Here is a 10,692-nt window from a genome sequence, read left to right as displayed (position 1 = left end):
GCATCACTCGCGCGAGGCCAGGCTGCGGCGCTGGAGGATCGTGCGGGTCACCTCGCGCGCCTTCTCGTCCTTCATCTCGGCGATGATCGGGGCCGAGCGGCGTTCCGGCATCCGGTCGAGAACGTCGATCACCATGTCCGTCTCGAGGTCGCTGAAGATCCGCGCGGCGTCCTTCGGCTTCATCGCCTCGTAGATCGCGACCATCCGGCGGACGTCCTCCTCCTCCAGCGCCGAGCGCCGGGCCAGCAGGCCCTCGACCTCGCCCTTGATCTCCGCCAGGCGCGCGATCTGGACCCCGACCCGCGTCTCGGTCGCGCCAAGCATGGCCTCGGCATCCTCCAGGCGGCGCGAGCGCATCGCCAGCTCGTCGGCCTGCTCGGCGACGGCGGCGAGCACGGTCGGGTCGGTGCAGGTGGCGATCGGCGGCAGCTCCGCAGCCGGCAGGGCGGCCGGTGCTGCGGTCGGGGCCGCGGCGTCTTCTCCGCCGCCCGGCTTCGGGGCCGCGAGGTCGGCCGCCCAGGGTCGGTCGTGGGTGCCGAACTCCCGGTCGTGGGTCTGGGCGATCGCGGGCAGCGCCTCGACCAGCGGGGTCAGCTTGAACGGCAGCACCATCAGCAGGGCGACCAGGGTGACGGGAATCACGCGCAGCATCGGTTACGCCTTCTGGGTCACGGTGCGCAGGGTCGCGTAGAACTCGCTGGCCGGCGCGGCGTTGCCGTCCTTGGGCCGGAAAGCCGGTTCGGCGCGCAGCTCGGAGCGGACTTCGTCCTCGTGTATCAGGGGGGGCTGGGCGGGCGCGGGAGATGCCGCCTCGGCCGGCCGGCGGCCCGCCCTGGACGCCGCGGTCTCGTCCAGGCGGCGCAGCAGCAGGCGCGCGTGGTTCAGCGACTCCTCCATGCGCGCGGTCGTCCGGTCGCACGCGGTCAGCAGCAGTCCCACCTCCTCCTTCATGGCCCCGCCGCGCTCGACCTCGGCGCCGAGCGTCCCGGCGACCTCGGTCGCGGCGGCGACCAGGCGCTTCACCGAGGCGTCGGTCTCGTCGACCGTGCGGGCGAAGGCCGTCATCAGGCCGTTCATCTCCGCCTGGCCGGAGCGCAGCGTCTTCAGGCGGCGGTTGACCACGAGCATGTAGCCCGTCGTCGTGACGAGCATGACCGCGAGGAACGCGTCAATGAGATAGGAGACCATCCACCAGCTCTCCCTTGGTATCCAGGTCCGTCTCGATCCTGACGGCGACGTTCTCGTTGCACTGGCCCATCCGGCCGGCGAACAGCGGCGTCTCGCCGCTCATCAGCACGGTCGGGGCGTCGGGCGACACCTTCAGCTTCAGCGCCGTCCCCGGCTTCCAGGCCAGCACCTCGCCGAGCGGGGCCTCGATCTGGTGCAGGACGGCGACGAGGTCGATGCGGGTGCGCTGCAGCTCCGACTTCAGATGCGTCTCCCACATCACGTCGCGGCCGAACTTCTCGCCCATGTACATCTGGACGAGCTTGGCGCGCACGGGCTCCAGCGTCGCGTAGGGGATCACCACCTCGGCATGGCCGACGCGGCGCTCGACCTCGATCGCGATGCGCGCGCGGATCGTGACGTTGGTCGCACGGGTGATCGCCGCGAATTGCGGGTTCGTCTCCAGCCGGTCGAAGCTGAAATCGACCTTGGCGAGCGGGTCGAAGGACTGGCTGAGGTCCTGAAGGATCACCTTGGTCAGCCGCTCGGTCAGCTTGCGCTCGATCGAGGTGTAGGCCCGGCCCTCGACGCGGCCCGGCCGCGAGCGCCGGCCTCCCAGCAGCACGTCCATCATCGTGTAGATCAGCGAGCTGTCCATCGAGACCAGCAGATGGTTGTCCCACTGCTCGGCCCGCGCCACGCCGATCAGGGCGGGCAGCTCGACCGTGGCCAGGAAGTCGCTGAAGCGCAGCCAGTCGACGCGGACCAGCGACGCCTCGACGTTGCTGGAGGTGAGCTGGCGCAGCGAGGTGTTCAGCAGCCGGACCATGCGGTCGAAGATCACGTCCAGCATGGGCAGGCGGTCCTTGTTGACCGCCGTGGAGTTGACCAGGCGCTCGATCGCGCTCGCGGCCGGCCGCCCGTCGCCCGCGGGTTCCTCCACGTTGAGGAGCCGGTCGATCTCCGCCTGGTTCAGCTGCTTGGGCGCCTGACCCATGCCCATGGCGGCGGCCATGTCCAGCTCGGCATCCTCGAAGTCGGTGGGATCGCTCATCCAAGCCTCTACTGTGTCAGCAGGTTGCGCAGCAGCACGTCGGCGACCTCGACATCGCCGGAGACGAGGCGCAGCCGGCGAGCCAGCTCGTCCCGCAGCCGCGACAGGTCGGCCGAGCCGCCCAGGTCCTCGTCGTCGAGGCCGCGCAGGAACTCCTGCACGGCGTTCATCATCTGGGGCTCGAGCGCCTGCGCGCGGGCGCGCTGCCCGGCCGGGACCTCCAGCGTCAGCGCGATCTTCAGGTAGCGCGAGCGGGCCTCGGGATGGAGGTTGACGATCACTTCCGGCAGGTCGAGGAAGGCCGTCTCCACCCGGGCTTCGCCACGCTCGGGCAGCAGCGCGCCGAGGGCCCCCGGGCCTGCCGCCAGACGGAACCCCCCGGCGGCCGCGGCGAGGACCATGACGGCGGCGAGCAGCCCCCTGGCCAAGCGGCCGACCGGCAGAACGACGACCATGGCGGAAGCGATCTTCGGAGAAATGAAGTCGCCGCCGCCGTCCCGGCTCGTCGCTACCAGTAATCGTTCGCTCATTTCGCTAAACCTTGGCGAAAAATTTCGGTGTGGATGATCCGCTGACTTGATGCTTTGCGATCCGGTTTGGTCCGGCCCGGTTTTTTACGCCCGTTAAAAGGTGTCCGGATAAGTTTCTTCGGTCACCCCGGGACAAGGTATGGGGGACGCTTTTCGGAAACCTTAAAGATCGAGGGTGCGGTGGGCAGTCTGGTCGACAACCTTCGAACGCTCGGGCGGGCCCGCGTCGCCGCGCTGGCGGTGGTGGGCCTCGGCATCGTCGCCGCGGTCGCGGCGATGGCGCTCCTGCTTTCGCGACCGCACATGACGACGCTCTATTCCGGTCTCGATCCCGCGGAGGCCGGGCGGGTCGTCAAGGCCGTCGAGGAGATCGGCGTCCCCGTGTCCGCCGCCCACGACGGCACCTCGGTCCAGGTCCCGCAGGCGGACGTGGCGCGGGTGCGCATGCTGCTGGCGGAGAAGGGGCTGCCGTCGGCGGGCGGGGTCGGCTACGAGCTGTTCGACAGTGACAAGCCGCTCGGCATCACGAGTTTCATGCAGAAGATGAACCGGCTGCGCGCGATGGAGGGCGAGCTTGGCCGGACCATCGAGACGCTGTCGGGCGTCGAGGCGGCGCGCGTCCACCTCGTGCTGCCGGACCGCGAGGCGTTCTCCCGCGAAGCGCCGACCCCGACCGCCTCGGTCGTGGTGCGCATGCGAGGCGGCGGGCTCGACCGGCGCCAGGCGCTGGCGATCCGGCACCTGGTGTCGGCGGCGGTGGCCGGGCTGAAGCCCGCGGCGGTCACCGTGCTGGACGCCAATGGCGACGTGCTGCTGGCCGAGGACGACGGGACGGCCTCGGCGGTCGTGCGCTCGGAAGGGCTGCGCGTCGGGACGGAGGCGCGCCTCGCCCGCGCGGTGGAGCAGATGCTTGCGGCCCGGCTCGGCCCCGGCAACGTCCGCGTCCAGGTCGCGGCCGACCTGGAGACGAAGCGCGAGATCGTGCGCACACAGAGCTTCGATCCCGAGAGCCAGGTGGTCCGCTCGACCCAGACCGTGGAGGAGCAGGAGCGCAGCACCGACACCGAGACCGAGCCGCCGACCACCGTCGCGCAGAACCTGCCGCAGAACGAGGTGGAGGCCCGCACCGACAGCGCGCGCTCGTCCGAAACGTCGCGCGAGGAGCAGACCGTCAACTACGAGATATCCAGCGTCCAGCGCGAGAGCGTGATCGAGCCCGGCGACATCCGCCGCCTGAGCGTCGCCGTGCTGGTCAACGGGAGCTGGACGACGGCGGCCGACGGCAGCCGCGTCTACGAGGACCGCAGCCCCGAGGAGCTGGAGCGCCTCGCGAACCTGGTGCGTTCGGCGGTCGGCTTCGACAGCGCGCGCGGCGACACGGTGACCGTGGAGACGCTCCGGTTCGTCGACCCGATGCTGGCCGGCGAGCCGGCGGGCGCGGCGCAGACGATCCTCGACACGCTGTCGCGCAACGTGATGACGCTGATCCAGTGGGTGGTCCTGCTGATCGTCACGGTCCTGGCGATCCTGCTCGGGCTGCGGCCGCTGATCCAGCGCGTGTTCCCGAAGCCCGAACCGGCCGAGGCGGCGGCCCTGGAGCTGCCGCCGGCGGCAGCCCAGCCGGTCGCGGCCCTGGCTCCGCCCGCCGGGGAGGCCGCGGCCGCCACGATCGCCGCCGAGGCCGACGGGCAGGCGCTGGCGCCGGCCGCCGGTATCGAGGAGACGATGGACCAGCTCATCGAGCTGCGGGCGGTCGAGGGCCGGGTCCGCGCCTCCTCGATCCGCCGCCTCGGCGACATCGTCGAGGAGTATCCCGAGGAGGCGATCAACATCCTGCGGTCCTGGCTCTATGAGGAGGCGGCGTGATGGGCTATCCCCGCTACGCCTTCGACCTGCGCTTCGACGCCGCGTCCCCCGGCCTTCCTGCCGCCGGCCCGCCCGTCTTCGCTCCGGGAGGGCCGGGTCCGGTAGTGGCGGCGGACCCCGATCCGCCCGACCCGCCGGTCCATACCGACGACGCGCTGCGCGCCGCGGCGGCCGAGGCGGAGGCACGGGGCTTCGCCGCCGGGTTCGAGGCCGGGCGCGCCGACGGCATCGCAGCAGCCACCGCCGGCGCGCAGGCGGAAGCGGCCGCGGCGCTGACGGTCCTGAAGGCGGCCCTGCGCCGGATCGCGCGCCGGATGGAGAGCGTGACGGCCGCCATGGAGGCCGACGCGGCGGCGGTGATGGCCGCCCTGGTACGCCGCATGGCGCCGGGGCTGGCAGCACTGGGGGCCGGCCCGGCGATGGAGCGCCTCGCGGCCGAAGCGCTGCGCGCCGCGAGGACGTCGCCCGTGCTCGACATCCGCGTCAGGCCGGAGGCCGCCGCATCCCTGCAGGCGCATCTCGCCGGGCTCGCCTGCGCCGACGGCTTCGCGGGACGGCTCGCCGTCACCGGAGACCCGGCGCTCGGCCGGGGCGCGATCCGGGCGGAATGGGCCGCCGGCAGCCTGACGCACGACCCTTCCACGGTCGAGGCGGCCATCGCGGCGCTGGCCGAACGGGCGCTGGACGCCGTCCGAGTAGAAATCGTCACGGAGACACACCGCAATGACCACGCTTAGCCCCGACCTGTTCGTCGAGGAGGCCCGGCCCGAGGGCGAGGACGCCGAGCCGCTGACCGCGATCTACAACGTCCCCGTCCATGTCCAGGTGGTGCTCGGCCGCACCGCGATGCCGGTCTCGCAGCTGCTCAAGCTGGGCCGCGGCGCCGTGGTGGAGCTGGACCGCAAAGTCGGGGAGACGGTGGAGATCCTGGTCAACCACCGGCTGGTCGCACGCGGCGAGGTGGTGATCGTCGAGGACCAGAAGCTCGGCGTCACCCTGACCGAGATCGTGCGTGCCGACATGGGCATCGAGTAGCGCGCGCATGCATCCCATGCTTGTCGCGCCGCTCGGGCTGGCGCTCGCCGGGCTCGCGCTCGGCGCCGGTCCGGCGGCCGCGCAGACCTTCGACATCGGCTCCGCGTTCGGCCTCGATCCCGGCGGGGAGGGGGCATCGCTGTCCGGCCGGATCATCCAGGGCATCATCCTGATCACCGTGCTCAGCGTCGCGCCCGGGCTGCTGATCATGGTGACGTCCTTCACCCGGATCGTCGTCGTGCTGTCGCTGCTGCGCTCCGCCATCGGGCTCCAGCAATCCCCGCCCAACATGGTGCTGATCAGCCTCGCGCTGTTCCTCACGATCCACATCATGGGGCCCGTCTTCGACGAGGCGTGGCGGGACGGGCTGAAGCCGATGCTGGACGAGCAGGTGACGCAGGAGCAGGGCATCGAGCGCATCGTCGAGCCGTTCCGCGGCTTCATGGCCGCCAATGTCCGCGACCGCGACCTCGCGGCCTTCGCCGCGTTCACCGGGCCGGCCGGGGGCGAGGCGGCCGGAGGAACCGCTGCCGAAGGGGTCGCGGCGGAGCCTGCGGGGCTGCGCGTCCTGATACCGGCCTTCCTGCTGTCGGAGCTGCGGCGCGCCTTCGAGATCGGGTTCCTGCTGTTCCTGCCGTTCCTGGTCATCGACATGGTGGTGGCGTCGATCCTGATGGCGATGGGCATGATGATGCTGCCGCCGGTCATGATCTCGCTGCCCTTCAAGATCATCTTCTTCGTGCTCACGGACGGCTGGTTCCTGATCGCGGGCAGCCTGATCCGATCCTATTCGTCCTGAGGAGACCGAGCCCATGGGTGCCCCCGTCAAGATCCGGGACAACTACAAGAGCCTGAGCGGCGCCGAGAAGGTCGCGATCGTGTTCCTGACCCTCGGGGAGGAGAAGGGATCGCGCCTGATGGAGCGCCTGGACGAGGACGAGATCCGGATGGTCAGCCGCTCGATGGCGGCGCTCGGCACCGTCACGTCGAACCTGGTCGAGGCGCTGCTGCGTGCCTTCACCGAGCGCTTCGCGAACGCCGGCTCGGTGATGGGCACCTACGAGAGCACCGAGCGCATGCTGTCGCGCTTCCTGCCCGTGGACCGCGTCGGCGAGATCATGGGCGAGATCCGCGGCCCCGCCGGCCGGACGATGTGGGAGAAGATGTCCAACGTCAACGAGGGCGTGCTGGCCAACTATCTCAAGACCGAATACCCCCAGACCATCGCCGTGGTCCTGTCCAAGATCCGCCCGGAGCACGCGGCCAAGGTGCTGCCGATGCTGCAGCCGGGGCTGCGCTTCGAGGTCGTCGAGCGCATGATCCAGCTCGAATCCGTGCAGCGCGAAGTGCTGCTCGACCTGGAATCGACCCTGCACAGCGAGTTCATGACCAACTACGCCCGCACGCACGGGCACGATGCCCACGAGCGGATGGCGGACATCTTCAACCGCGTCGACCGCGATACGCTGACCGATCTCTTCACCGACCTCGATCGCGAGCTGCCGGACTCGGCCCAGCGCATCAAGCAGCTGATGTTCACCTTCGAGGACCTGATGCGCCTCGACCCCGTCTCGCTGCAGACCGTGATCCGGCGCAGCGACCCGGCCCAGCTCGCCGCCGCCCTCAAGGGGGCCGACGCGCCGCATCGCGAGCGGTTCCTGTCGGTGATGTCGGACCGCGGCCGCCTGATCATGGAGGACGAGATCGAGAACATGGGGCCGGTGCGGATGCGCGACGTCCACGAGGCGCAGGCCGAGATCGTGCTGACGGCCAAGTCGTTGGCCGACGACGGCATCATCGTGATCCCGCAGGCCGACGAGGCCGACGCGGTCGTCTACTGAGGGGGCCGGCCGATGGCGGGCGGGCGGGGCTTCCTCGACAAGCGCCTGGACTTCCGGGAGGCGGTCGAGGCGGGCGTCGCCGTGATCGGCGGCGGGGTGTTCCCGCTGGTGAACTGGAGCCGGCACGGCTTCCTGGTGGCGGGCTGGGAGGGCGGCGGCGCGCCGGGCGACGGCTTCGAGGCGGGCATGAGCCTGCTGGCCGGCGGCCGGAGGCACGAGTTCCGCGCGGCCGCGGCGGTCGTGCGCGTGGAAGCCGCCGGGCGCATGGCGGCCCGCTTCGTCGGGATGGACGCGGCCGTCCGCGCGGCCGTGGACCGTCACTTCGACCTCGCGGCGACCTTGAGGGAGACCGTCGGCGGCCGAGCCTATTCCGAGATGCCCGCCGCCAGCCGGCCTTCCTCCGCCGTCGGCGACCGGGACCTGCCCGTCCCGGCGGCCCAGGCCGGGGACGGGGCGGAGAACGGGGTGGCCTCGCTGCCGCCGGGGCTGCGCCGGCTCGGTCCGGAGCAGCGCGCCGCCGTCTCCGACCTGCTGTTCACGATCAAGATCGCCTTCGCCCGCCGCTGCCATCCCGATGCCGCCCCGGCGCAGGACGCAGCGGCCGGCGGCGCCGTCCGCGCCCGGATCTTCGCCGAGTTCTGGGCGGAAATCGGCCGGATAGAGCGTGCCCTGGCCGCTTCGGGACGCATTTCGGATTAACCCGAAGGCGCGGCTTTGCCGTTCCGAAGTCACTATTTTAACCCATTTTCGCCACACTTGCTTCCGGGGCGGCGACGGTCGGCGTCCGTCCGCCCCTCGGCGCAATCCCGCGCACTCCGGAAGCGGACCCATGTCCTCGCAGATCGACCTCTCGCGCTACGACATCGTCTTCAGCGACGAATTCGACGCCCTGTCCCTGTTCGACGGGACGTCCGGCACCTGGAACACCACGGGCTACTGGGGATCGCGCACCCTGCCCGGAAACGGCGAGCAGCAGTTCTACGTCGATCCCGCCTACGAGGGGCTGGGGCTGGACCCGTTCTCCGTCGCCGACGGCGTCCTGACGATCACGGCGCGCCCGGCGGACCCGGAGATCAAACCGCTCATCGGCGATCTCGACTACACGTCGGGCATGATCGGGTCGGAGAACTCCTTCTCCATGCAGTACGGCTATTTCGAAATCCGGGCCCAGATGCCGGCCGGGCAGGGGCTGTGGCCGGCCTTCTGGATGCTGACCGCCGACGGCGAGTGGCCGCCGGAATACGACGTGGTCGAGATCCTCGGCCAGGAACCCAGCCGCCTCTACGGGACGGCGCACTACACGACGGACACCGGGACCAAGGCGGTCGACCATGCGGTCGACGTCACGGTGCCGTTCGACAGCTCCGACGGCTTCCACACCTATGGGTTCGAGTGGCGGCAGGACCGGGTCGCTTGGTACTACGACGGGGTGAAGGTCGGCGAGGCGCCCAACTACGTCTTCGACCAGCCCATGTACCTGATCGCCAATCTGGCGGTCGGCGGCTACTGGGCGGGGGCGCCGGACGCCACGACCGGTTTCCCGGCCGAGATGAAGATCGACTACATCCGCGCCTACCAGCATAAGGCGGAGCACGACGGGCCGGGCATGCCGGCGGACTGGGGGCCGGTCGCCGCGTCGTCGTTCCAGGTGCTGTCGGACGAGGGGGCGCGGGTCACCTACGCGTTCCGGGACGGGCTCGGCGAGGGGGAGACGAAGCTCCGCCTGACCGGCGAATGGTCGCGCTACGCCCAGGGCAACGACCTCGACAACTTCATCGCCGGCAGCGACGCCAAATACAACCAGCTCGACGGTGGCGCCGGCGACGACACGCTGTTCGGCGACGCGGGCGTCGACCTGTTCGTCGTGAGGCGGGGGGACGGCGACGACGTGATCCTCGACTTCGGGAGCGGGGACAAGGTCCGGCTCGAAGGCTTCTATTTCACGCATTTCGCCGACGTGAAGGCCTGGATGACGCAGGATGGCGGCGACGTCGTGCTTCGCCTCGACCGGGAACAGGCACTGCTGTTCAAGGACAGGCAGGTCGCCGATTTCAGTCCGGAGCAGTTCGTGTTCCTCGACAGCGTGCCGCTGGTGCCGGCCCGGCCCGCGCCGGGGGACTGGGCCGCCACCGGGACGCCCGAAATCTACGTCAAGGGCACCGGGGCAAGCGAGACGCTGCAGGGCGGCGACGGCAACGACAAGCTGATCGGCCGGGGCGGCGAGGACCAGATGGCCGGCGGCGGCGGCGGCGACACCTATGTCGTCGACAGCGGCAGCGACAAGGTGATCGAGTTCGAGGGCGAGGGCCGCGACCTCGTCAACGTGTTCCTCAAGCGGTACGTGATGCCGGCGAACGTCGAGAACCTCGGCATCTACAACACGGTCGGGACGGTCGCCACCGGCAACGCGCTCGACAACGTGATCGTCGGCAACACCGGCAACGACATCATCATCGGCGGCGGCGGCAGCGACAGGATGACCGGCGGGCGCGGCGACGACGTCTTCATCCTGCGCAAGGGCGATGCCCATGGCGACCTGATCGCCGACTTCCAGGGCAACGGCGAACTTCCGGGCGACACCATCCGCATCGAGGGCTACGGTCCCGGCGCCCGCCTCGCCGGCAATGGCGACGCATGGACGGTGTTCCATCAGGACAGCCTGGAAACCTTCGTGATCGAGGGCGTCTCCTCGCTCGCCCCGGACGACGTGGTCTGGGCCTGAACGCGGTCGGGGCGGGCGGGAAGACGCCCGCCCGATGCGGCCCGCATCGCCAAGTCTCCTACGATAGAATTCGGTGTCCGTCTTGTCTTGGACGGCCAGAGGGAAGGGTGCGTACATTTCATGCGCGCCTATAAGAATCTTCAGGTAGACCAGACGTAAAGAAATGGCCAAAAATGCGACGGCAGACCAATGCTGTTGTCTGCATAAAGAAAGTCCATATCCGATTATGATTTTAATTGGATTTTAGATAAAGGAGTTCTTCATATGGAGAGGCGGCGCATCAATTTCGGCATCATGGTGCAGGGTGCGGGCACCAACATGAACGCCTGGAAGCATCCCAGCGTGCCTGCCGACGCCAGCATCAACTTCGGCTACTACGTCGAAAAGGCGCGCAAGGCCGAAGCCGCCGGCATCGACTTCGTGTTCATCGCCGACGGGCTGTACATCCACGAGAAGTCGGTCCCGCACTTCCTGAAC

General features: G+C 69.9%; 11 protein-coding genes and 1 pseudogene. 8 read left to right on the top strand and 4 right to left on the bottom strand.

What is annotated here, in order from left to right; all coding sequences use genetic code 11:
* Nucleotides 1-3: 3 nt before the first annotated feature.
* The 4 genes from VGO20_RS21405 to VGO20_RS21390 are packed head-to-tail and all read right to left on the bottom strand — an operon-like array spanning nt 4 to nt 2,751.
* Complete coding sequence (locus VGO20_RS21405; RefSeq protein WP_327504413.1) at nt 4-651, bottom strand: MotE family protein; 648 nt, start codon at nt 649-651, stop codon at nt 4-6.
* A gap of 3 nt (nt 652-654) precedes the next feature.
* On the bottom strand, nt 655-1,188 hold the full coding sequence (locus tag VGO20_RS21400) for a DUF6468 domain-containing protein (protein WP_327504412.1): 534 nt from the start codon (nt 1,186-1,188) through the stop codon (nt 655-657).
* On the bottom strand, nt 1,169-2,221 hold the full coding sequence (gene fliM / locus VGO20_RS21395; protein ID WP_327504411.1) for a flagellar motor switch protein FliM: 1,053 nt from the start codon (nt 2,219-2,221) through the stop codon (nt 1,169-1,171). The genes VGO20_RS21400 and fliM overlap by 20 nt, the downstream gene beginning before the upstream one ends.
* Nucleotides 2,222-2,229: 8 nt before the next feature.
* Nucleotides 2,230-2,751: a flagellar basal body-associated FliL family protein gene (locus tag VGO20_RS21390; protein WP_327504410.1), complete on the bottom strand. Its 522-nt coding sequence runs from the start codon at nt 2,749-2,751 to the stop codon at nt 2,230-2,232.
* 180 nt (nt 2,752-2,931) lie between these two features.
* Between VGO20_RS21390 and fliF the strand changes: the two genes are divergently transcribed.
* From fliF to VGO20_RS21350, 8 genes and pseudogenes are all read left to right on the top strand, one after another.
* Nucleotides 2,932-4,617 (top strand): flagellar basal-body MS-ring/collar protein FliF, encoded by a 1,686-nt coding sequence (gene fliF / locus VGO20_RS21385; RefSeq protein ID WP_327504409.1) that lies wholly within the window; start codon nt 2,932-2,934, stop codon nt 4,615-4,617.
* A complete protein-coding gene (locus VGO20_RS21380; RefSeq protein WP_327504408.1) occupies nt 4,614-5,354 on the top strand; it encodes a FliH/SctL family protein in 741 nt (246 codons plus the stop codon). Before fliF ends, VGO20_RS21380 begins: the two co-directional genes overlap by 4 nt.
* Nucleotides 5,341-5,652 carry a flagellar motor switch protein FliN gene (gene fliN / locus VGO20_RS21375; RefSeq protein WP_327504407.1) on the top strand — a complete coding sequence of 104 codons (312 nt, stop codon included), beginning with the start codon at nt 5,341-5,343 and terminating at the stop codon, nt 5,650-5,652. The genes VGO20_RS21380 and fliN overlap by 14 nt, the downstream gene beginning before the upstream one ends.
* Nucleotides 5,653-5,659: 7 nt before the next feature.
* Nucleotides 5,660-6,451 carry a flagellar type III secretion system pore protein FliP gene (gene fliP / locus VGO20_RS21370; RefSeq protein WP_327504406.1) on the top strand — a complete coding sequence of 264 codons (792 nt, stop codon included), beginning with the start codon at nt 5,660-5,662 and terminating at the stop codon, nt 6,449-6,451.
* A gap of 13 nt (nt 6,452-6,464) precedes the next feature.
* Nucleotides 6,465-7,493, top strand: coding sequence for a flagellar motor switch protein FliG (locus VGO20_RS21365; RefSeq protein ID WP_327504405.1), 1,029 nt, complete (start codon nt 6,465-6,467; stop codon nt 7,491-7,493).
* Between the two features lie 12 nt (nt 7,494-7,505).
* Nucleotides 7,506-8,192 (top strand): hypothetical protein, encoded by a 687-nt coding sequence (locus VGO20_RS21360; RefSeq protein WP_327504404.1) that lies wholly within the window; start codon nt 7,506-7,508, stop codon nt 8,190-8,192.
* A gap of 130 nt (nt 8,193-8,322) precedes the next feature.
* On the top strand, nt 8,323-10,215 hold the full coding sequence (locus VGO20_RS21355) for a family 16 glycosylhydrolase (RefSeq protein WP_327504403.1): 1,893 nt from the start codon (nt 8,323-8,325) through the stop codon (nt 10,213-10,215).
* A gap of 264 nt (nt 10,216-10,479) precedes the next feature.
* Nucleotides 10,480-10,692 (top strand): annotated as a pseudogene (locus VGO20_RS21350) (LLM class flavin-dependent oxidoreductase); the annotation flags it as partial.

Origin of the sequence: Arenibaculum sp., assembly GCF_035998295.1 — a bacterium.
Lineage (GTDB): Bacteria > Pseudomonadota > Alphaproteobacteria > Azospirillales > Azospirillaceae > DASYHS01.
The sequence above is the reverse complement of the archived record's forward strand: the minus strand, read 5'-3'. Positions and strand labels throughout refer to the sequence as shown.

What these genes read in the sequence shown, in the direction of transcription:
- VGO20_RS21405 (WP_327504413.1), bottom strand. Translation starts at nt 651, where the DNA reads ATGCTGCGCGTGATTCCCGTCACCCTGGTCGCCCTGCTGATGGTGCTG.
- VGO20_RS21400 (WP_327504412.1), bottom strand. Translation starts at nt 1,188, where the DNA reads ATGGTCTCCTATCTCATTGACGCGTTCCTCGCGGTCATGCTCGTCACG.
- fliM (WP_327504411.1), bottom strand. Translation starts at nt 2,221, where the DNA reads ATGAGCGATCCCACCGACTTCGAGGATGCCGAGCTGGACATGGCCGCC.
- VGO20_RS21390 (WP_327504410.1), bottom strand. Translation starts at nt 2,751, where the DNA reads ATGAGCGAACGATTACTGGTAGCGACGAGCCGGGACGGCGGCGGCGAC.
- fliN (WP_327504407.1), top strand. Translation starts at nt 5,341, where the DNA reads ATGACCACGCTTAGCCCCGACCTGTTCGTCGAGGAGGCCCGGCCCGAG.
- fliP (WP_327504406.1), top strand. Translation starts at nt 5,660, where the DNA reads ATGCATCCCATGCTTGTCGCGCCGCTCGGGCTGGCGCTCGCCGGGCTC.
- VGO20_RS21365 (WP_327504405.1), top strand. Translation starts at nt 6,465, where the DNA reads ATGGGTGCCCCCGTCAAGATCCGGGACAACTACAAGAGCCTGAGCGGC.
- VGO20_RS21360 (WP_327504404.1), top strand. Translation starts at nt 7,506, where the DNA reads ATGGCGGGCGGGCGGGGCTTCCTCGACAAGCGCCTGGACTTCCGGGAG.
- VGO20_RS21355 (WP_327504403.1), top strand. Translation starts at nt 8,323, where the DNA reads ATGTCCTCGCAGATCGACCTCTCGCGCTACGACATCGTCTTCAGCGAC.